Genomic DNA, 22,258 nt, shown 5'->3' on the forward strand with positions numbered 1-22,258 from the left:
TTCTCTTGTCAGGGATATTGCCCCTTTTGTCCTTGTTTTTTCGGGCGGCCGAGCGTAAGCGAGGCCGCCCCTATGGCTTGTTTCAAAAATTGGGGGGAGTATGGAAAAAAAATAAAACCGCACCCGTAAGGGTGTGGCTAATCATATGGGGTGGGTGGGCGGGTATAATGGTTTTTTCAATGTTTAGTAAATCATCAAGGGGGGCAGTTCATTCAGTTTAGAAGTATCCATGAAGGAGTGGTCAGGATATAGTGGTTCAAGATTTCTTATGTAACAGTCAATATCCACACATGTGTTACATAAGACAAAGATCATGCCACCCCTCATTTTGTTTCATCCTTGGGGAGTTCCTTACCAACGTAAAAACTTACAAGTTTGCCGTTTACTCTCCTATAGCCATACCAGTAGGGACCGTGTGGACATTTTTCACAGTTGGGTTTTCCACAATTCACCTTTTCGAGCTGGTAAGTGATTTTCCCTGCCGGTCTAATCTTTAGCACTTCCCGGCCCGCCTTCGATCCTGGGAACTGCTCCTTCTCCTTTTCTATTTGCTCCTGTAACACCTGGATCCTCTTTTCAATGTACTCTCTCATCTCTTCAAGTTTTTCTATGCTTTTCTGCCTGTCCACAATGTCCTTAAAGGTTTTAATAACCATCCCCTACTCACCTGGTGGGTTTTGGTGTTGCTGTTGGTCGTGGCCTAGATGCGAGGTTGGCGTCATCGTCTTCGCTTGCAATCCCAAGAAGGGCCAAGATCTGGTATCTTCGGGCGTAGGTGATCGCTGATCCAACTGATTGTGGTGAACCTTTCCCTTTCCCTTCTACTTTCATGTATAATGGGCTTGTCTTCAATGATTCGCCGCTTTCATGTATGAGGTGTGTCCGCACGCATACAACGCCCTCGGGTGTGGATCCAACATCCTGGTAAAGTACAAGCCCATTTTTTGCTAAGAGTGGCCGTATAAGGTTCAGGATGTCTGGTAGTGGGGCGTATTTGCTTCGGTAGTAGGGGTTTATTTCCGTGTTTTTGGGGTTTTTTATTTCTTTTTGCACTTCAAGAAGCGCCTTCACAAGGTTTCTATTTTCCATTTTTTCCATGAGGGGTCACCTCCGCCAGGGGCAAATGCCCATGTTCCCTACAATATCTTATGTAACATATCATATATATACTTTGTTACATAAGACACCTTATAAAAGAAAAAGACTCTCCCTCCTGGAAAAAATATGGGGAGAGGGGGGGGCTTTTGCATCGCTTCGCGGAGGTGACGCAAAAAAAGCGGATCCCCTCCCCCCAGGAATAATATTTGTCTTCACCCTATAAAATTTTTCTCGCACACAAAGAAACCCCCCCTAAAAATAGGGATGAAAAAAATAAGGGGAAAAAAAGAGAGGGGAGGGGGGCCCGGGGGGAGGGGAGAGAAGAAAAGGGGGAAATCATAAGGATCGGCGAATAGCCTCCAACATTACGTCATCGTCGATTGTTGATGATGGTCTCACAAGCCATTTTACGCCGCGGCCGCGGCCGCGGCCTACGACTTCGATTTCTACAAGGCCGTAAAGTTCCAGTTCACGTAGTAGTTGTGATAGTCTTCTTTGTGTGAGGCTGTTGATTCCGTATTGTTTTGCAAGTTTGTTGTATGTCTTGTAAACTCTTCTTGGGGTTTTTTCTTTTGATATTAGGGTGGCGTATAGTAATAGTTTTTGGTTTTCTCTTAATTCGGCTATGCTATTTCTTATGAATTCGATTTCGACTTCGTCTTGTGCGGCTCTTACATGCTCTTCTGTTATCTTTTTTTGTTTGTTTCTTATTGCTATGTCAGCTGCGAATGTTAGGAGTTCGAGGGCGTATCTTGCGTCTCCGTTGCGTTGAGCCGCCATGGCGGCGCATAATGGTATGACGCTATCTTCTAGTACGTTATCATAGAATGCTCTTTCTGCCCTGTATTCTAATATTTCGGTTAGTTGGTTTGCGTTGTATGGTGGGAAGTTTATCCTACGAGGTTGGAATGATGATAGTACCCTGGGGTCTGTGATCATGCTCATCACTGTCAGTTTGTTTGATATTGTTATGGTGCAAATGTCGGGTTCTCTTGAGAGGTGGTATAGTAGTCTGTCGCTGTCTTTTGCGAGCATTTTGTCGACTTCATCGAGTACGATTATTGCTTTTTTGCCTTGTATTTTTTCTCGTATTTTGTTGATTAAGTTTAGGAATCCGGGGTCGCGTCTCTCTGCAATGCTTGCAGCTACTTGGTATGCTGTGCCGTCTGCTTTCACATATTTTATTGGGGCGTCGGTGTGTTTTTGGAGTTCATTTAGGATGTATTTTATTGTGACGGTTTTACCTGATCCTGGAGGTCCTGTTATCAGGATGTTGGGGGGTGTGGCCCCATCGAGGATATAGCCAAGATATTGGCTTATAATTTCTACTTCTTTTTTTCTGTCTTGTAGGGTGTCTGGGACGAATAATGGGCTGAGTATGTCCCTGTTTTTAAAGATTCGGGGCCTTTTTTCAAACAATGTTGCCACCTCTGTGTGGTCTTGTTTTTTTATTATTTTTTCATGTTCTTATATGTGTTTCGATTTGAATTGTTGTATGGAATATCACACACGCATTTCGACTTGTAACGAGAATCAACCCCTAAAAGAATTCGAAATAAGACTTCGACTTGTAAAAACATTTGCAAAATTTCGATTTGAATAACTTCTAAAACAAGACAAAAAACAAACAAAATTACAAGGAAAAAACCAAAACAAAAAGACCAAAGCTCATTTTACATCAAAAGAATGTAAATAAATATCATTTTTTTGGTTTAAAGCTTGTAGAAGATATCTTATGTAATATATATATACATATATATACATATATTGTTACATAAGATAGATAATATACAGGCCTGCGAAATCCCTATTCAAATCGAAACCTGTAATCCAAACCCACACATTTTATGAAAAATTACTCAGATAAGTATTAATATGGGTGGGGGTACATTCCCGTTACAAATCGAAATCCGTGTGTATGTTACCAGGAGCATATAATTTGCAGGGCCACATGGTTCCATGTTACAAGTCGAAATCCGTGTGTACATTCCACATAATAAGTATTAACTTTGTGTCCTTTATGTTACAATCGAAATTTAGTGTGTCCCTGGACTCAATTTGTACATTCTCATTACAAGTCAAAATCCACTCCCAAATCATGCGTTTAACCGTAAAGGGATATAGTTTACTTTGAGAACACCATGAAATTTTTGGTAGCGGATATGTAATAATGTTTATATGGGAGATTTCGGGATATTAAACATGAAAGTATTAGAAATTAAAGAAATTGAACGGATCGGGGGAATATAACACTCTCTAAACCCTTAGCAACGCTATGTGATAAAATGATATGTATTATATGTAAAAAAAATTTACCTAAAAATGAGTTTTCAGATGAACACGTTTTTCCAGAGTCTATTGGAGGAAGTTTTGTCTTAAAAGAAGCAGTATGTAAAAAATGCAACCATCTATTAGGTACTAAAATAGATGCACCCCTTGCAAAGAATTTTTTCATCGAATTGAAAAGGTATCAACATAAAATTTCAGGTAAAAAGGGTTCAGTTCCAAATCCTTTTGGGGAAGGGACAATTGCAGGCACTAACCGAAAAGTCATTTGGAAGCCTGGAGATATTCCTGTTTCTCTCCCCTCTATACAGATCAAAAGGAGAAAAAACGGATCCATTGAACTAAATGTTTCCGTAGACGCAAGAAAGGGCGAAGAAGGGGTTTCTAAAATAGCTATAAAAAAGTTAGAGCGCATGAGTGTAGAAAATCCTGAAGAAGAGCTCAAAAGTAGTTCTACTATAGAATATAAAGAAGAGCTTCAACCAACAGTTCATTACAACTACAAAATAAATCTTCTTGAACCTGTACTAGCCTTTGTGAAGATAGCTTATGAAATGGCTTATTATTGGTTAGGTAAACGATATTTAGAGGATGAAACAGGAGAAAAATTAAGAAGATTTCTACTTGATATGATTCATGGCAAATTATCAATCCAAGGTTTATCTAAACATGATATAGAAATGAGCACACTATTTCAATGGCCTTATTCTAATATTCGTGGTTGGGAGAACTCTCATTGTGTCAGAATTTTTAAAAATGGCAACACCATAGCATGTGACATCAAAATATATGAAGAATACCCACCTACAAAAGAAACATTAGATCAGACTAAACCCGAGTCATTTCAACCAACTATATCATACAAAAAAATTAAAGGAAATATTATAAATAGTATTATCAGAGACATCAGAGACTCACCAAAGCCTATATCAGACAAGAAATTAAAGGAAATAAAGGAAATGGTAGAAAGGGTATTAGAGACAAAAGAAATGGTATCGACCATGAGAATAGCGAAAATGATATCTCCTCCTTTTCGGAAAAGAATAATAGTTAGTCAAAATCCAGAATTGTACCCTGGATGGGAAGACAAGTACCTAATATTAGATTATATTAAAAAAAGACACAAAGAAATATGACATTTAGTTTACATTGGTTGAATAAGATCAAAAAAACCATTCTTACACCACCTTGGGCTTCTTAAAGAAGAAAATTAAAAAAATACAAAAAGTATGAATCATATAAAATTTTTTTAGATTTACTGATGATTTATACGCGTTGCCAATTCTTTTTGTCACTTATTATTTCCATGAATCTCTTTGCGAGGATTCTACATTCGAATATTCTTATCTTTGGAAAAATCCATTTTCTGGACGATCCGTTTTAGTCTACTTTTTGGAAGAATAAATTCTCTTTCTTTTTTCCATAATCTGTGTTTTATCACAACAAAGCCCCTTCAATGATCTTCCTCTCTTTTTCAGTGAGTCCATAAAGCCCATATACGAGCTCGTCTATCTGCGTGTCAACATCCTGGATCTTCTCTTCCAACTCAACTAAATTTGGTCTGGAACCATGGAACCTTTTTTCATGTTCTTTGTCTGCGAAATCCACTTTCAAATCGAAACCTGTCATCCAAACTCACAAATTTTATGGAAAATCACCCAGGTGAGTATTAACATGTGGGTGTATTCCCAGTTTACAATTCGCAATTTGGTGTGTGGGTCCATCTTTCATGGATGAGATATTCCCAGTTTACAAATCGAAATCCGTGTGTATATTTCGACTAGTAAATATTGACATAGGAAGGAGTGTCAATCCACTACGTATTAATTTTGATAGGGTACATTTTCATTTACAGACGAAATCCACACACTCACACATCCCATTTATGAAAAACTTACTCTGCATGGTTTTTTCCTTGGCTGTTCAAAAGTTACATGCCAATGTCTTATGTAACATAGACATTTATAGGTGTTACATAAGATGCTTGTGGGCTTAGGTCATCTGCGGTATTTTGGCTGGTTAAACAATGTCAGGTTTTGCCAAATTTTTAAATTTATGGGAGTGAAAATATTGGTATAGGGGGGTGAGAGTATAGGGTGGAAGGCAAAGGCCTTGGGAATACTCATACTTGCTGTTATAGTAGGCGTGCTGGTATGGCCAAAAGGGCCAGAATACGGGGAATATGACAATGGCATCTTCGAATTCAAGTACCCCAAAGACATGAAGGTAATATCAGCAAAAGATGATCTATTTGTCGCCCATAGAGAATATGGCTCTAAAGAACACATTGGTGTAGAGAGGCACGAAAATACTACTATAGAGCGCTGGTGTGAAGGGATGCTCTTTGAGCCTGGTACTGATTATAAAGACTATATCATATGGGAAGGTAATATCCAGGGAAGACCAGCGATAATGTTAGAGGATTATGATCCTCTCATCGACATATTAGACTACTATTTACTCATTCAAGAATCCAATGATGTATGGCTTTTCCACGTCGATGGCAGAGGTGACATGGAAACGACCGTCATAACACTCTCTGGTAAGAGTGTGAAAGTTCCTAAGGAGATGGGCATCATGCTCCAAACATTAAAGTTCCACAAACCAGCAAAATAATTAGCCCATACCATTCTAATGGCCACCATTTTGGTTGTGGCCGTTGGAGTGTCCTTCCTTGCCGGCTACAGCCTCCATCAGCCTCCTACCAAAGGGCCCATATCATTTCTTTCAAAGAATAATACTAGCGTTGAGAATCAGAGCACCAAAGGTGTGAATGGTAGTGGCCCGGTTAATGGCTCATCTGGGAGTTCATCGAAGAGTTCCAGCCATGACAGTAGTGGTGGCAGGGATAGTGAGAGCGTCTATGACCTGATAAAAAGTGGAAAACCTCCTAAGGTGAATGACCCCCATTATCCCAATGGCTTACCACCCGGCGGCCACTATGAATATTTTGACGATCGTTGGTTCTATGTATGGGAGGATAGGGACGCTCCTGCTTGTTATCCAGTGACATAATCGTTAAAGACCACTATCTTAAGCCCCCTTTTTCCTTTCTTTTTGTTTTGGGCTATAATCAAGCCCTTCTGAGAGTTTACCCATCGAGGTCTCCATATTTTCACTTTTGTGGTTCATTGTAGGCTTGTAACCGATTTAGGGGGCTCTTCCATGGTAGTTTTGGTCGAGTATTGTGAAGTATTTCAATCCCATTTTGGCCTGATTTTAACCCTTTCTGATAAAATATGCACTATCACAATCGCCCTTTTTTCCCTCCAAAATCTCCTCTCCTTTCTTTTTTTATAATTAAATCAAACAATTTAACATGTTTAGCGCTTATAAATATAAATTATAGGAGCAGTATAACTTTTATGTGGGATATCATGAAGCTTCCAAGGATAGAAGAAAGGACCCTCTATTCTCCAATAATAGATTGTTTACATGAACTTGGATTTGAGGCAGTGGGTGAAACTAAAGTTGGCAAAAAACATCCTGACATTCTTTTCACTTATGATGAAACTTCCTTTGTAATTGAAGTTAAAATAGGAAAGCCAGAAATTGGATTAAATGCTGTTGCCCAAGCTCATGATTATGCTAAAAAATTGGGAACACAAAATAATATAATCATTCTCATTTACCCCGAGAATTATAGAAATCAAGTAATTCTTGATGAGAGTATCGTAAGGAGAATTGCACTAGAAGAAGAAATTCATACTTTGGTTTTAACAGAATATTGGACTGAGAGCCTTGTTACAGAACCAATCAGGCTATTTGAATCTCTAAAAGACAAGATTATTAATAAGAAAAGAAAAGTTGATTTCAATACAGTAGTCAATTTAATAAAAACCTATGTTAAAGACCTCGGCGACATAATTTATCAAATAGAAACAGACCAATTAGTTCCGGAGGTTGTAGACAAGTTAGATCTATTTTCTTCAATAGGTGAAATAAAAGACAAAAGAAAAGCAGAAAAACAAGTTAAAGTTTTGGCCTCCTACCTTTTGTTTAATCAACTTCTATTTTACCACATTTTTAAAAGAAAGGCACAAAATAAATTATTGCCAGAATTGGAGAAAATAAAGAACGTCCAAGAACTGCAAAGTTACTTTGATCACATTACAAGCATAAATTACAAATCTATTTACAATGTTAATATTTTAGGTCACATTCCCAACGAAAAACCCGTTATTGACACTCTAAATGAATTAATAGAAGCAATAAAATTGTTAAGAGCAGAACATATAACTCATGATTTAGCAGGCAGATTCTTCCATGATTTAATCCCCCAAGAAGTTAGAAAAATCCTAGCAGCCTTTTATACACATCCCATTGCAGCAGAAATATTAGCTGGCCTAACTATGAATTCTTGGGATGAAAAAGTTATAGATCCAGCCTGTGGATCAGGCACATTACTAGTTTCAGCCTATAAAAGAAAACAAAAGTTATATCAACAGCTATACGGTTACAAAGATCACGACAAAATACATAGAAGATTCCTCGAAGAAGATCTTACAGGGATCGACATAATGCCATTTGCTGCCCACATCACTACAATAAATTTAGCAGCCCAAAACATAAAACAGGAAACTAACGTTGTCAGAGTTGTGACCCAAGATTCCCTAGAATTGGCTGAAAAATTAAGAAGGGGAGAATTTAAGGACAGAGGTATAAGATTCTCTCCTTATACAGTAACTGTACAGCAAACTCTTTTCGGAGCTTCCAACCAAAAAGAAAGCAAGGGGACAGTATCCCCAGAAGGAAAAGGAGAGAAATTTCATCTGAAGCCTGTTGATGTCGTAATAATGAACCCCCCCTTCAGTGATAGGGAGAAAATGCCAAGATATATGCTGGAAAAATTGAAAAATAACGACACCCTTGGAGGGATCTGTGGACACAAGGTTAATCTTTGGGGTTACTTCATAGCCCTCGCAGACTACCTACTCAAACCTGGTGGGCGCATAGGCGCTGTTATACCAATAAACATATTCAGAGGAGAGGCCACAGAAAAAATAAGGAAATATCTGATCGAAAATTACAAAATCGAATACATTATCAAACCAGAAAAAAATATTGCCTTCTCAGAGGATGCGGATTTCAGGGACATATTATTAGTTGCAAGAAAAGAAAAGCCATCCAGGGAGGATAAGGTTCGATTTGTTATATTAAATGAAGACATCCATAGCCTAAGTTTACAAGACGCTGCAAAGATCGTCAAACATATAAAAGGATCTCTGGTTTCTGAAAATAGGTTGGATATTGTCGACTATGAGTATGCGTTGATTAGGGAGAACATCAACAACCTAATGCCCTTATTTGGCCCTACAAGCACCCGAACGGGCCAAATTCTAAGCAACTTCCTTTCAATTATCAAAAAACATGCAGGACACCTGCTAAGAAACCTAAAAAAGTCAGAAATTCGAGAAGGCTTCAAACCTCCTTTTGCCGGCCTCTCTGAGATGGCATTCATAAACAACCCGTCCTTTGGCGAGAATAGGATTAAACGCGCATTCTTAATATTAGAAGAAGACAATAGAGAGTCTGTGAGATTTTATATAAAAAAATGGCCAAATAGAATATTCAAAATTGGAAAATCAAAGTTAAAACCGGCCCTAAGAACCCTAACAGACATCAAAACATTTAACATACCAGACAATGCAGACTACATAATCACAGACAAATTCAAAGACTATAAAACTGTCCTAAAACTCTCCAAATTCAAAGATAAAGAAAACTTCACCTATGACATCGTCAGAGAGAGAATAAAAGGCAAATGGACATATATGGTCACTGCCCGAAGATTCAGGCCAAATTCTAAAAATACTTATTTTTTCGCATTTTCTTCAAATAAAAGGATCATAGCACCTGACACATTCAAGTGTATCCTATTAGAGAAAGAGTCCGCCAAAATTAACACCCTATACCTGAATTCAATCATGGGAATAACCAGTTTAGTTTTATTAAGAGAACAAACCACAGAAGGATACATAGATATAAGAGAAAAAGATTTGGTTCTTTTTGACATAATCGACGTGAATCTTTTAGATAGAGAACAAAAGGCCGAGTTACTCAGATTATATGATGAATTGAAAGGATGCGAATTCCCCTCATTATTAGACCAGTTCAAGGATAGATTTTGGGGAAGAACCAAATTAGATAAGAGATTATTAGAAATTCTTGGGGTGCCTGAGGATGTAATCGAAGAATGGCTTCCAAAAGTCTATGATGCGATAGTGGGTGAATTATCCCATGACTGATCACGATTATGGGAATTAGTTATTATGCATTTTCAGACGAATCATATGGGCCAAAATATGATGGTTTGGGCATGATAAGCCTTCCATCTAATCAATTAAATCCTGTTGAAAAAAAAATCAAGGACATATGTGATATATCTAAAATAAAATGGGCTGAAATTAAGGGTCATGATAAACAAGTTCTCGCGCTCGAAATAATGGAATATATCATTCAAATGGCCCTAAAAGGTAAATTAAGAGTTGATATTTTAATTTGGGATAAAACAGATAGTCGTCATAATATTCAACAACGGGACGATGACGAAAATCTACGAAGAATGTATTACCATCTTTTTAATAATGTAATGGGCAAAAGGTGGCCCATAGGAAGTTGTTGGAAACTTCGTCCAGACAGGAATAATCGAGTTGACTGGGAACGATTAAAAGAAATTTTAAATTCAAAAGGAAAAGAGTTAAGTTCCACGCTTTATGGATTAAAACCTAAGTTTCATGTTGTTGATATCCAAGAATCAACACCTTCCGATTATCCTTTAATCAATGTTGCAGACTTATTTGTTGGAATGGTACGTTATTCTTGGGAAAAATCTGAAAAGGTAAAAGAAAAATTAAAAGAAAAAGAAAAAACGAAACATCAACACGAAAAGAAAACAAAACTTAGTGGGGTAGACCGTCATCGTTGTGAACTTATAATTGATTTTTATAAAAAATGCAAAGAAAATAAGTTGGGAGTTAGTTTGAAAAGTAGTCGAGGAGGATTGAAAACACATGATCCAGAAAAGCCTGTTAACTTTTGGTTATATGAACCACAATCAGAAAAAGATAAAGCCCCTACAAAAGATTAATTTATTGCTTTCTTTTTCATTAATACCCTATTCTTTTTTGTAGTTGAATGTCTTTCCTGTATTTTATTGAGGGATCCACATTTGCTTCATTTAAATAAGGTTTCTTTTGTGGGGTTTATGATTTTTATTTTGTCGTCTTTTAATACTTTGAAGTTTTCTTTCTTTTCTGTGTGTATAGGGTGAAGTTTTTCTGGTTCTATCTCTCTTATCATTTCTATTATTTCTGGGCCTGAGGCATGGCCTGATGCGTGCATCCCTTTGATTAGGGTTAAGTTGAAGTGTTTGAGCCAATTTTTCACCTTCTTGTAGTCTATTAGCATTTCTTCATCGAATGGCTCTGTCATGGACCTTATATAGATTCCCTTTTCAGGTTTGATGTCAATTAGTTCCTTGAGTTCGAAGAAGTCGCACCTGAAAATGTATTGGTTGGGCTCTTCTCTAAGATCCTTATAGGTTATGGTGTTTTCTAGTTTTAGGAATTTTCGCTCCCAACGCTCATAGTCTCTTTCTATGTAGTATGGGTCCAGTTTTTCTATCTCTGATGCTGGTAGCCATTTTCCATCGAAGCATGCATATGAGTCTCCTATGAGTCCCCAATTCTTCCTTGGCACATAGATGGCAACATCATCTAGGCTTGGATAGTCTCCTGTTTGGAGTTGGTTGAGAATATAGGCTTGTTTCAAGTTTACTGTGAGTGTTCTGTCTGTGTTTTTTGCCACATTATAGAATGTTAGTAGTCTGTCAAGGTCTCTTATAGGATAATCCACAACCACAAGGTCCTTGGAATCTGATATGATTTTTGTGGCCCTTTTTTCTATGTCAGCTTCTGTTATGTTTTCATTCTGGTCTATTCTCGTGCCTTCACAGATCATGGTTGTGGGACTGACCTTCTTGGCCTTTTTCACGAATTTTTTGGTGTCTTTTCCTCTTCTACCATGGAATCGCAAATCACCAGTATATACTATGGTTTCTTCGCTGGTTTCTATTATTTGGGCTGAAGCCCCTGGCAATGAATGATCAACAGGTGCAAACATCGCAGCAACTTCACCTATCTCGAACAACCTATAAGGTCTTATTATCCTCATATCCCTTTCTATTTGAGCTTCTCTTCCTTGTAACCTTTTGAATCCATCGCCACGTGCCTTTGGGATGAAATGGAATGTTCTCTTTAGGCTTACTAAATCTGTGAATGATGTTCTACTGGTCTCATCCAAAGCCTCTAAGATTATATATGATTCCAAGGTAGTATAGGTTGGTATATCATCCCTTAGATGGTTTATGTATGCTGAATGGTCCATATGTGAATGGCTTAAAATCACACCATCAATGGCTGGCCTATCTTCACATGGTAGTCCACAATGCCTCAAATAATCTTCACGGTAAATACCTTTTATCCAGGGTAGTAGGCCTAATTCGACAAAGTCCAGGATCCCGTTACATTTGCGTGGTTGTAGGAATGCTGAAAGGAACTTGTTGGCTTGTGAAAAGCTCATCCCAAAATCTAGGAATATACTGTTTTTGTCTTTGACTAGTATTTTGTTGCCGCCGATTTCATCCACCCCACCATAAAACCTGAGGGATGTCATAAAGACATATATTCTACCCACCAAATACATAAAGATTATGTAAGACAGCCTAAAAGCTGGGGAGAGTTTGCATGAAAGCTGAATTAAACGATAAACAAAAAAAGAAAGTGAAAGAGTATTTTGAAAAGCTTTATCCAAGTTACAGAGAAAGTGGAGAGTTTGAAGAGGATGAGAAGGATATTTTGTACCGTATATCCTATTTCCAGAAGAAGTTCCGTGAAAAGGTAGATGGTCTTTCAGAGATTGACTTTGAGGAAATACTATCAAATACATGGGCCTTTAGAAGATTCCGGGGAAACATACATTATCGCGCTCAAGAAATCATAGCAGATAATGGGATGGAAAAGGTCAGAGAAGCCTTTAAGATATTGACAGACACTTCCATGTCTCCACATAAAAGGTATGGAAAAGTTCTTGGGATGATTAAAGGCCTGGGACCAGCCACTATAACAGAGATTTTAGCATACCTTCAACCTCATGAGTGTGCTTTATGGAACCGCAGAGCCAGGGAAGCCCTCGACATCCTAGGCATAGACATGGTAGATACAAGTAAGTACGCGCTTTCACCAAAAGAATATAAAATTTATAACGAACTAGTAAAATCCATCCATAAACAACTAGATGAACCAGAAGGAGAAAAAATAGGTTTGTTTTTTGCACATGTCTTTTTCTTTGAATTAAGTCAAATGGAGCAAGAACCCGATACATCGAGCATTGAAGATTTCGATGATTTGACAATTCAGAATGTTAGGGGCCACCGGCGAGTCTTTGCTTTCGACCATGATGAAATACGGGATTTGACAAGGGATATAGGTTTAATGTTGGGTTTTGAGGCTAATACAGAGGTTCAGGTTGCCCATGGTGCAAGGGTGGATGTGGTCTGGAGTGCCAGGATCGGAAACCTTGGAATCGTAAACTATGTTTTCGAAATCCACAAGAAGGGATCCATCGACAGCCTATTAATGAATTTGCAAAAGTCCAAGAGCAACCCCACAGTACAGAAAGTTATCGCAATATCAGACGAAGAACAATTAAAAAGGATAGAAAGAGAGTCTAAGGGGCTACCCGAAGAATTCAGACGTGATTTAACGTTCTGGTCCGTTGAAGAAGTCCTAAAAGTCGCTGAAAACCTCGAATCAGCCATGAAAATCATTGACAGCCTTAACTTAACACCAGAACCATTCAAATAACCATCTCTATTCTTCTTTGGATGTTTCTATCGCCTTTCTTTTAGTTAACTTTTCTAGGATGATTTGGATTATGCCACGGTTTTGTAGTCTTTTTACTTCGTTTTCCAGGTGGCTGATTTGTTTTTCTCTCTTCTTGTACACTTCTTGTAAGTGCCTGTGCTCATTTTTCAATTTATCATAATCGACCTGCACCTGATCTAGTTGTTTTGTTAGTTTTCTGTTTTCTTCTAGTATTTTTTCGTATTTTTGGTAGGTTTCTATTAGTTCTTGGAATTCTGGTTTGGGGATTATGTATATTTCTTGGTTGCATTTGAAGCCTTGTGATTCTACTTTGTCTTTTTTTAGGTTGATTGTGTATTGTATTGTTTTGTATTCTCTTTTTTTGTGCTTGTACCTGCGCTCATAACACTTGAGGGTAGACTCTAAAAATTTCATATTGTATTCTATTGTAGATTCTACAATATAATATTGTAGTATATTGTAGTATATTGTAGAATATTTTCGTTGCTACGATAATCTATTGTAGACTACGAATATTCGCTGTATTCTATTGGTATTTTACAATAGTATATTGTAGAATCTATTGTGGTCTATTGGCATGATACAATATTATATTGTAGAAAGTTTTGATTCAAAATTTTTTAATTTTAGAAGGCTTTAAGATTTTATTTGTAATCTAAGTGCAGATTTAGATACTATACATGGGGGGATAATTGGGATGGGCTATACACAACACATGAGCATACTATATGAAATAATGTATGGGTTAGGAGGAATTTTAATCATGCTGGGAGTAGTCATAGTACTCCTAACACCTAGTGAAGCTCATATATCTATTTCCATGATTATCTCAGGGATCATTATAATTCTCGTCGCCAGAAAGGAAGGTTATAGTTGGAAAAAAGGAGTTGAAGGCGAAAAGGTAATTTCAAAGATTCTATCTTTCCTACCAGATGACGAATACAAAAGATATGATGACCTGAAATTCTCCAATTATGGAGGTAATATTGACCATCTCGTAATTGGAAAAAATAATATTTTTGTAATAGAAACAAAGAACTACACCGGCCAATACATAATAGAAGGAGAAACATGGTACAAAAAAACCAAAAATGGCAATAAAATAATTTTCCATAGCCCTGGCAAGCAAATCAAAACCAGCGTTTTGAAATTTAAAGAATTCCTACGATCAAAGGGGATAAGAAAAAGAATATGGATAGAAGCCATAGTCGTCATGGTAAACAAAAACGCAAAAATACACAAAGAACCAAAAGGATATGTTGTCTTAATGCCAGTTGAATTAGTCAACTACATCAAAACTAGGAAAGGAAGTATTGACACAAAAACATTAAAAGATATCGACAAAATAATCTCAAAATTAAAAAAATAAAAATTTAAACTGCGAGTCTCTCTTCTAACTGTTCAGAAACTATCGTATCAAATGAAAACATCATGCCCTTTGCTTTTTCCGTGTCCAAAACAAAATATTTCCCGGCGTCTTCAAGCGCATGTAATGGATAAAATGCTGTCATCACATTATATGTTACGAGGTATTCTCTTGCCTTGAACTTATAAGCGAGTCTTTTGAACTTCCAAATGTGCCTCTTGAGTATTTTGAACTTGTCCTGGTAGGGTAGTAGTATTAGTAGTAGGTATTGTGCTTCGCCGTCACCTGCAATTGCAAGATGCAATTCAGCATCCTGCAACAATCTCATTTCGAAATCATATTCCTTAAGCTCATTTCTAATTTCTGTGATCTTTGTTACCCTCTTGAAATTTTCAATATCAGTCATGGAAGAACCTCCCATTTTTTTTAACCTCCCTTGGTTGGAAAGAATAATAAAATCCCCGCGTCCCTTACGGGGCGCGGCTAATATGGGGTGGGTGGGCGGGTACACTGTCTATGTGTAGATTATTTGGAATTGGTTGTTGATTGTGGCTCTTGTGATTCTTTTTATTGCTTGTCGTTGCCTGCCTCTCACATTCTGTACTGTGGTAATTTTTTCGTTTTGGTGTGCGTTACTTGTGATTTTCTGTTTGTATTGTATTGTCTTGCTGGTGCGTTCGGCGTTGTATGTGTATTGTGTGATTTTGATCTGCGCTCCCCTGTGCAAGTTACCGAGTGTTATCGTCCTGGTTCCTCCTGCTCCTAGATAGAAGTTGTAGCTTCGTTTTATTGTTGTTGAACCATCTATTATCGTCAGGTAGATCACATGTCTTTGTCTTACACCGGTTGGATTGGATATCAGTAACTGTACTCTGTTGGTGTCTAATACAGTGAGTGCTCTCGTTGGGCTGGCTTGGAATACACTTAGCAAGCTCAAGTCGCAGGTTGTAAGTGTTGTGATGTTGTATTGTCCTGCTGCGGCGTCTGGTTTAACTTTTAGGGTTAATGTTAGTGTTGCGTTTTCACCGAGTGGATCATCGTTTTCATTGTCGTCGTTGTCGTATGCTAGCGTGCCAATTGTCCAAATCCCCGTCTGTGGGTCGAATGTTCCCTTATCGGCTGTGTAGGATTGGTATTCCACTGTAGAGGGTAGGTTTATTTGCATTTGTGTGTTAGTTGCGTTTTCCACACCCATATTCACGATTGTGACAGTATAGTTGAAAGTTTGTCCGGGTGATAGTCTGGTGGGTGCTCTTGCTGTGGCTTTTAGGTCTGTGAATGGCACATCAATGTCTATCCTGGCATAGTTGTTATCCCAGTTTTCGTCGTTGTTGGCTCTGAGGTAGAATTGTCCTGTGAGTGTTCCTGTTCCGTTCACGAGGCAGTAGAATGTTGCGGTTGCGGTTCCGTAGTATCCGTCTCCGAGGTACCATGTGCCGTTCTCATATGTTCCATATGTGGTGCTTACATTTTCTACTTTGAGTCGTGGCGTGATGTAGGCCTGTACTGTTACGTTGTCCAGGCTATAGCCCTGATCTGATGGGATGGTGTCTACTACTACCTCTATTTGTACATGGTCGCCAACCTTGGCAGTTGTCTGGTTTTGGTTTACCTGGTAGAAGTAGCCGTCAGCTGCTGAGGCTGAGTCTGCCATGACAAACATGAGCCCTAGCAGCAGCAACGGCACAAACAGATATTTTCTCAAGGTGTATCACCCCACTTAACATTTTTTTCTGCGATAATATATTTTATAAAATTAGTATTATATGATTTTAGGCCCGAAAATGGCTCAGATTTTGGAAAGAACAATGAAATAAAACCTATGTCAACAAAAGAGAATTCAATATTATTATAAAGAAATAATAGAAAAAAAGAGTAAGACATCAAAACTTGTACCTTACACTTGCCAGCAAACCAGTTGCTATTAAGGTCACTGATAGGATCACAGGTAGTAGTGGGGCCCCTGTGGGTTGCATTGGCACGGTTCCTGCAGCCGCTTCCTGGCCTTCGCTTTCGGTGTCGATGGCTGGTTCAAAATTTGTCAAGTCTTCTTCGAGTCCTTCATCGTTTTCCACATCCTCGTTGAGATCTTCACTTTCGTCGATGATTATCTCTTCATCGTTATTTTCTTGTGCTACTACCGTCCCTACGCTGATGCTCGCGCCGAGTATGGCCAATAGCATTAATGTGATTAATGCATTTTTTATCCTCAATTTTTCACCTCCACAATTCTATGTTAATATATTCTACTGATATAGTATTATGATATTTTTGGGCCCAAAAACGGCTCAGATACTGAAAAAAGCGTTCAATTATTCAGAAATAAAATTCCGCGGCCGAGCCGGAGGCGAGGCCGCAGCTAATCGTATGGGTGGGCGGGTGAGGGTGCACTATTGATGTTTCATCTTGTTTAGCAGGTTGCCGTTTTTGGATTCATATGCTTCTATGAATAATTGTATTGCTTTTCGTGCTATCTCACTTTTTGATCTAGATTCTAAGTAACTTATGATCTCGAGTTTGCAGGCTGTTCGCGCGTCTATGTATGTTTTTTGTGTGTAGATTTTGTTTTTGTTGTATGTTCTTTCGAGTTTTTTTATCATTTCATGTATTTTTTTGATTTCTACTCTCCTTTTTACCACCCCTTATCCCTCCTCTTCCTCCTCTTCTTGGGGTGACGTATTCTTGGGTATGGAAGGTTCGCGATAAATAGGGTAATATCTGGGATAGGATCTTGGGTAGGAGTAATAATAATTGGTCATATATCCTTGCCCTTCGTCTACGATGTCGATAAATATGCTCCCGTTGGGTAATGGATAGATCCACATGTCTTTTGTAGGATCGTTAAGGTTTATGCGAAGATCTAAGTGTGTAGAGTTTGTTGAATTAGTTTCATTCTTGTTACCTGTCCAGGCGCTGATAGCGGACATGAATGGGCCCTGTGGCAAAAGAATCAGAACCGTTAATAACGCGAGCAATGAGACCGTTGCAAGAATCCTTTTTTCCCGTGCCTTGTTGTCACTGTACTTCCATTTTACGTCGTACTTTTTCTTATTTATTGGCCAGAATAGTGGGCATCCTGTTGGTGTTATGCAATCCAGGATGATGTGTGAAAGTATTCCTGCAGTTAAGGCCGCGCCGATTGTCATATCAAAGAACAAGTAGGCCAGAATACAAGGTATTATGGTAAATATGTTGTGTAGTTGTCTTTTGTGTTCGTTGAAGATCGCTTTTTCTGCGAAGTCGATGATGAGGCTTGCGATGATTGTTATGATGAAGAATCGTATTGTCAGTTCTGCCCCGAGTAGAAATCCTATGTCTGCTCCTATTACTATTGCAAAGATTGCGTGTGTGTACCATTTCATCTTATCTCATCCCTTTCCCGCGGCCGAGCCGAAGGCGAGGGCGCGGAGGTACCTTTCAAGCATCAATTCTTGTATGTTGCTGCATAAAACCAGAAGGTGTACCATACCGTCCCTATGACTATCATGAGTGTGACATGTAGTAGAAAGAGATCGGTTATGTCCAATGTCATTACTCTCCTTATTTTGCGATCCACAGTAATGTTCTGGCGATTATTGTCCCGAACCATACTGATGCGAGTATAATGTATGCTACAAGTCCTTGTAGGCCCATTGCTATTTTCAGGTATGTGAGAAAAGCAAGTGTACCGGCGAATATCACGATTGGGATTTTGATGTCGATGATTTCGTCTTCTGGGCTGCTGAGGATCATCATTTTTTCCAATATTTTCATATGATATTTTTCCGTTTTTCCTCGTATGCTACAGAAGATCTGTATGTTGTCTAGGATGTCAAGAAAGATTCGCATTGTGCTTTTGGACATTTGCTGCAAGTCGTTAAAAATAATTAGTATCATTCTGTTCTTTGTTTTCTTTTTAATTTCTTGTACAATTTCATTTGTTGTGTATTTTTTATATATTGTGTTTCTTGTCGTTTTAGTCAATTTTGAGAGTATCTCTGATGCTATTTCCTTCGCGGGATTGATATGTTCTAAAAATATTTTCTCGTGGCCTGTTTCCAGATCCATATATTCTTTTATGTTTTTGTATCGGATTGCAATGTGTTCACCATCCCGTAGGTGCAAAAGTATTTTCTTTTTAATTCTTTTCACCTCCGCGATTTAAAATTGATAATATTATTTTGTGATTTTATATTAAAATCTTACGATTTCAAGAATTAGTATTACAAAATATTACTTTCGTGGGGGTGGTCTTATGGTGACAATGGTTTTGACACCCCTTGACACCGGCCATGAAAAAAGTTATTTGAGCTTGCAGAACGGGTAATCTTATGGTGATTTTTCGGTCTTTTAGGACACTTCCCGCTTTTAGGCCATGAAATGAAAAAATAAGCGACTTTTTTTAGTTTTAATTGGTGGTATTTTCAGGGTTTCACCAATATATATAATATTTTTTTCACCCATAGTGTTTTCTTCCTTATTTCATAACATCATCCCACAGACTGTATGAATCCGGGGGGTGGAGTTATAAGCCAATCTCAAAAATCTTATGTAACATTTTGTGTTCCAAGCCAATATTCCTGTTACATAAGATAAATGGAATCTTAAAAAATCCCGCGCCTTCGCTTTCGCTCCGGCGCGGCTAATCATGGGGTTGGGTGGGAGGGGCGGCCCAAGGGGGTTATGTTTTCCTTGTGGCGGTGGATTATGTGGCTTTGAGGGGTTTTGTGTGATGAGAAAAATAGTAGTGGGGGCCCTGAAAACGAGTTATGGCTAGGTCTCGTTCGGAGGGTTCGAATCTCCTTATAGGGCCCCCTGTTGATTAGTATCATTCTTTTGTATATATGATTTTATCCGAAATGTATCTGTTATTTCGTTATATTCTTGCATAACGAAGTCAACCAAAGCATGTAAAATCAGACCAAAAGATGGGATTGAAATGATGTTGTGATAACACATATTAACACAACGTATATGCTGATATTATATAGGTATAGTGTGATTTGATTGGAGAGAGTAGATTGGTGCAGGTAAAATAATAATTGCAAGAGGTTTTAAATATGCACATGAAAAAAGCAATTATGACGATATGTGTCCTGGCAGGCCTTGTAGTGGCTGTTTCCGGGTGTATCGGCCAAGAAACCACCACATTCTCTGGAAAATATGTGACATTTGAATACCCCAAGGATTGGAATATATCAAACCATCAAACAGATCCTACTGGATCTCCTTGTGAGTTTGTTCTGCTTAAGAACCAAGAAGGTGAACAAGTTGCTTCACTTGCAGTTTTTGGGGGTAATGTTTCACTGGAGGATGTTGAAAGTGATGTTTCTGTAGATTGTCTTGGTATATCAGATGAAGGGGATATAGGAGATGTGCATTATGTTGAGTACTACTCAGATGAACCTCGTTTACATTTCTATGTTTTCGAAAAAGATGGCAGACCATTCGTAGTATCATGTGACCTACTCTCCGATGATGTTGCTAAGCAAATCATAGAGTCATTGAAAGTGAAGAAATAACCACCCACACCTTCCCTTTTTTGTGATAACCAACAATAGCACAACAATAACGCACATCACCCACCTACAGGGGTGCCACAGACCCCTATCCAGTGTATGACAATGTAAAAGGATTTTGAATTATTCTAGGCATTTATTTTTAATTATAGGATCTTACAGGGGAGTCGTCTGTCAATATAAATAGGGGACATTATTGGGGATCAACAGATTTATAATTCTGAGAGAAGAAACCATAAAATGATCCAGTCCAAATAGAGAAAAAAATCCACCCAGTTAAAATCAGACCAAAATGGGATTGAAATTTTTTTATAGCCTTCAGAAATTCACAAAAAGAGAGCCCCCCATCTAAAGTTTTTTTGAAGGTATTGAAAGTCCCCCCTCTCGCCACGACAACCAAAAAAATCAATGGAACTTTAAAGTTTCAATGATATGGGCGAAGTTCTCTGGAATCTCAAACGTCTCATTCCCAAGGGTGATTTTTCTTGTTGGATAATTTGAGGTTGTAATAGTGTAGGTGATTTCATAGACATCATTCTGGCCCTGGATATTCAAATGATATACCGGGCAGCCTCCGATCGAAACTAACAGATCCAGTGCCGCTGGCCTTCCCTGTATCTCGCCTCTCCACAACGGCGTTAAAAAAGGGTTGTCGCTGAATTCTTGGAGTCTTTCATCAAGGCTCCTGTTATGCCATTTAAAAACTTCGATGTTCTCTGAATAGTAATCGTCTTCTGGAATCTCTGCTCTGAGTAGTAACACGTCGCCGTCAGCATATTTCGTGTTGTTCTCTTTTACTTCGAATTTGACCGGGTATTCAAATTTGATTTCTCCGTTGTCATACACTGAATAGGAAGGGGCCAAGCATCCCGCCACGACTACACTTAGCATTACTGCCGCTAGAATGAACGTCGCCTTTCCCCCATTTTCTCACCCCCTCTAGTTTTTGGTTGTTGGGTAATTATGAAAAAAGGAGTATTTGTATTTTATTGTTGTGTTAATGAGAATTATCACAAAAAGAGAGAAAGATGTGGAGTATGGGGGTTATCTTCCCTTTTTCACCATTCGTATCATTTTTTCTTTGATATTATCCTGTAATTTTTGGAGTTCTTGGTTTTCTTCCAGCCAAAAATGCTAGGGGGATTCTTATACCCATGTGAAATGGGCTGTTCAAGGCCTGTATTGTTCTTTAAGGCAGTGTATTTCTTCACTATTTAGGCATAACGAAGTTCTGGGGGCGTAAAGTATATATATGAGAACCTATAGACTATGTAATGGTAGGGGTAACCTTTATATACTCCTTGTGACATATATACTATACAGGGGGCCACCCCCCATGGAGAAAGGGAGAAAGGTAGGTGAGATAAAATGAAAGAAATCGTCCACATGATAGAGGAACCATATCTGAGGGGACAGGTGAAAGAAAAAATAAAGAGAATAGAAGAGATAATAGAGGGCATTCATGAAATGCTCGATAGTGATGAAAGCGTCTATCAAAAGCTTGGATATGTTGAGCAGGCTATGAGGAGTTTAGATGAACTCCTCTAATCTTCTTTTCTTTGGAGATGAGTGTAACATGAAAAATATAGAAGAAAAAGTTAGAGAAAAAATCGAAAGAATCCTAAAGGAAGAAGTTGAACGCATAGAAATCTTCCCCGTTCCATTAGATGGGTATCTATGGGGAACAGCTATCCTTGAAGATGGGGAGGCCGAAGCTGAATTTAGAATAGATGAAAATCGCAGGATAGAAATTACAGATGTACATGAGTTCTAAAAAAAATTAAGGGGCCTATATGCCCCCTAACAAATTATTTTTTCGGGGGATGCCCATGTTTCACGTGATCGCTCCTATCCATTTGTTGTTGTTTTTTGCGCCGGAGCGAAAGCGGAGGCGCGCCCCCCGCGACCGAAGCGAAGCGAAGGTCGCGCATTCGGGGGCGAGGTTATAGGAGGGGGGCGAAAGCCCCCTCTCCTAAGGTACCTTTCAAGCAGGAGGTGAAATCGTGTACAAGGTAGAAGTTCTAAAGAAGGAAATAGCTGAGCTTGAAGAAGACTTGAAGAATGTCAGGAATGTTGCAGTGAAAAACGTGATTAGGAATATGATTGTTCAAAAGAAAAAAAGG

Annotated in this window: 22 protein-coding genes; 10 read left to right on the forward strand and 12 right to left on the reverse strand. The window is 38.4% G+C overall.

Annotated features, from left to right (window positions below; all coding sequences use genetic code 11):
- Positions 1-323: 323 nt before the first annotated feature.
- The 3 genes from H5T45_04480 to H5T45_04490 all read right to left on the reverse strand — a co-directional run bounded on the left by H5T45_04480 (position 324) and on the right by H5T45_04490 (position 2,517).
- On the reverse strand, positions 324-656 hold the full coding sequence (locus H5T45_04480) for a hypothetical protein (protein ID MBC7128971.1): 333 nt from the start codon (positions 654-656) through the stop codon (positions 324-326).
- Between the two features lie 7 nt (positions 657-663).
- The gene (locus H5T45_04485) at positions 664-1,098 is read right to left on the reverse strand and encodes an ERF family protein (protein MBC7128972.1); all 435 of its coding nucleotides are present in this window, start codon (positions 1,096-1,098) and stop codon (positions 664-666) included.
- 336 nt (positions 1,099-1,434) lie between these two features.
- Positions 1,435-2,517, reverse strand: coding sequence for an AAA family ATPase (locus H5T45_04490; GenBank protein MBC7128973.1), 1,083 nt, complete (start codon positions 2,515-2,517; stop codon positions 1,435-1,437).
- 866 nt (positions 2,518-3,383) lie between these two features.
- On the opposite strand from H5T45_04490, the gene H5T45_04495 reads away from it, so the two are divergent.
- A complete protein-coding gene (locus H5T45_04495) occupies positions 3,384-4,520 on the forward strand; it encodes an HNH endonuclease (GenBank protein MBC7128974.1) in 1,137 nt (378 codons plus the stop codon).
- A gap of 301 nt (positions 4,521-4,821) precedes the next feature.
- Here H5T45_04495 and H5T45_04500 read toward each other — a convergent pair whose 3' ends face one another.
- On the reverse strand, positions 4,822-5,013 hold the full coding sequence (locus H5T45_04500) for a hypothetical protein (GenBank protein MBC7128975.1): 192 nt from the start codon (positions 5,011-5,013) through the stop codon (positions 4,822-4,824).
- 483 nt (positions 5,014-5,496) lie between these two features.
- Here H5T45_04500 and H5T45_04505 point away from each other — a divergent pair, with 483 nt between their 5' ends.
- The 4 genes from H5T45_04505 (at position 5,497) to H5T45_04520 (ending at position 10,474) form a co-directional block, all read left to right on the forward strand.
- Positions 5,497-6,000, forward strand: coding sequence for a hypothetical protein (locus H5T45_04505; protein MBC7128976.1), 504 nt, complete (start codon positions 5,497-5,499; stop codon positions 5,998-6,000).
- Between the two features lie 153 nt (positions 6,001-6,153).
- Entirely contained in the window at positions 6,154-6,399 is a 246-nt protein-coding gene (locus H5T45_04510) for a hypothetical protein (protein MBC7128977.1), read from the forward strand.
- Positions 6,400-6,761: 362 nt separating this feature from the next.
- Positions 6,762-9,632: an N-6 DNA methylase gene (locus H5T45_04515; protein ID MBC7128978.1), complete on the forward strand. Its 2,871-nt coding sequence runs from the start codon at positions 6,762-6,764 to the stop codon at positions 9,630-9,632.
- 71 nt (positions 9,633-9,703) lie between these two features.
- Positions 9,704-10,474, forward strand: a complete 771-nt coding sequence (locus H5T45_04520; GenBank protein MBC7128979.1) for a hypothetical protein — start codon at positions 9,704-9,706, stop codon at positions 10,472-10,474.
- 86 nt (positions 10,475-10,560) lie between these two features.
- On the opposite strand, the gene H5T45_04525 is transcribed toward H5T45_04520, so the two are convergent.
- Entirely contained in the window at positions 10,561-12,060 is a 1,500-nt protein-coding gene (locus tag H5T45_04525) for an MBL fold metallo-hydrolase (GenBank protein MBC7128980.1), read from the reverse strand.
- A gap of 71 nt (positions 12,061-12,131) precedes the next feature.
- Here H5T45_04525 and H5T45_04530 point away from each other — a divergent pair, with 71 nt between their 5' ends.
- Positions 12,132-13,250: a hypothetical protein gene (locus tag H5T45_04530; GenBank protein ID MBC7128981.1), complete on the forward strand. Its 1,119-nt coding sequence runs from the start codon at positions 12,132-12,134 to the stop codon at positions 13,248-13,250.
- A gap of 6 nt (positions 13,251-13,256) precedes the next feature.
- On the opposite strand, the gene H5T45_04535 is transcribed toward H5T45_04530, so the two are convergent.
- The gene (locus H5T45_04535) at positions 13,257-13,685 is read right to left on the reverse strand and encodes a hypothetical protein (GenBank protein MBC7128982.1); all 429 of its coding nucleotides are present in this window, start codon (positions 13,683-13,685) and stop codon (positions 13,257-13,259) included.
- Positions 13,686-13,986: 301 nt separating this feature from the next.
- Here H5T45_04535 and H5T45_04540 point away from each other — a divergent pair, with 301 nt between their 5' ends.
- Positions 13,987-14,640 (forward strand): NERD domain-containing protein, encoded by a 654-nt coding sequence (locus H5T45_04540; protein MBC7128983.1) that lies wholly within the window; start codon positions 13,987-13,989, stop codon positions 14,638-14,640.
- Between the two features lie 4 nt (positions 14,641-14,644).
- On the opposite strand, the gene H5T45_04545 is transcribed toward H5T45_04540, so the two are convergent.
- The 5 genes from H5T45_04545 to H5T45_04565 form a co-directional block, all read right to left on the reverse strand.
- Positions 14,645-15,043, reverse strand: a complete 399-nt coding sequence (locus H5T45_04545) for a hypothetical protein (protein ID MBC7128984.1) — start codon at positions 15,041-15,043, stop codon at positions 14,645-14,647.
- Positions 15,044-15,151: 108 nt separating this feature from the next.
- Positions 15,152-16,342, reverse strand: a complete 1,191-nt coding sequence (locus H5T45_04550; protein ID MBC7128985.1) for a DUF11 domain-containing protein — start codon at positions 16,340-16,342, stop codon at positions 15,152-15,154.
- 178 nt (positions 16,343-16,520) lie between these two features.
- Positions 16,521-16,850, reverse strand: coding sequence for a hypothetical protein (locus H5T45_04555; protein MBC7128986.1), 330 nt, complete (start codon positions 16,848-16,850; stop codon positions 16,521-16,523).
- A gap of 429 nt (positions 16,851-17,279) precedes the next feature.
- Positions 17,280-17,999, reverse strand: a complete 720-nt coding sequence (locus H5T45_04560) for a metal-dependent hydrolase (GenBank protein MBC7128987.1) — start codon at positions 17,997-17,999, stop codon at positions 17,280-17,282.
- A gap of 178 nt (positions 18,000-18,177) precedes the next feature.
- Complete coding sequence (locus H5T45_04565; GenBank protein MBC7128988.1) at positions 18,178-18,768, reverse strand: hypothetical protein; 591 nt, start codon at positions 18,766-18,768, stop codon at positions 18,178-18,180.
- A 914-nt stretch (positions 18,769-19,682) separates the two neighbouring features.
- Between H5T45_04565 and H5T45_04570 the strand changes: the two genes are divergently transcribed.
- Entirely contained in the window at positions 19,683-20,138 is a 456-nt protein-coding gene (locus H5T45_04570) for a hypothetical protein (protein MBC7128989.1), read from the forward strand.
- A gap of 402 nt (positions 20,139-20,540) precedes the next feature.
- Here the strand turns inward: H5T45_04570 and H5T45_04575 are convergent, their stop codons facing one another.
- Positions 20,541-20,999 carry a hypothetical protein gene (locus tag H5T45_04575; protein ID MBC7128990.1) on the reverse strand — a complete coding sequence of 153 codons (459 nt, stop codon included), beginning with the start codon at positions 20,997-20,999 and terminating at the stop codon, positions 20,541-20,543.
- A gap of 504 nt (positions 21,000-21,503) precedes the next feature.
- On the opposite strand from H5T45_04575, the gene H5T45_04580 reads away from it, so the two are divergent.
- Both H5T45_04580 and H5T45_04585 read left to right on the forward strand, forming a co-directional pair.
- Positions 21,504-21,683 (forward strand): hypothetical protein, encoded by a 180-nt coding sequence (locus H5T45_04580; protein ID MBC7128991.1) that lies wholly within the window; start codon positions 21,504-21,506, stop codon positions 21,681-21,683.
- A 28-nt stretch (positions 21,684-21,711) separates the two neighbouring features.
- Positions 21,712-21,909: a hypothetical protein gene (locus H5T45_04585; GenBank protein ID MBC7128992.1), complete on the forward strand. Its 198-nt coding sequence runs from the start codon at positions 21,712-21,714 to the stop codon at positions 21,907-21,909.
- Positions 21,910-22,258 lie beyond the last annotated feature (349 nt).

The organism is Thermoplasmatales archaeon, from assembly GCA_014361245.1.
In the GTDB taxonomy this organism is placed as follows: domain Archaea; phylum Thermoplasmatota; class E2; order UBA202; family JdFR-43; genus JACIWB01.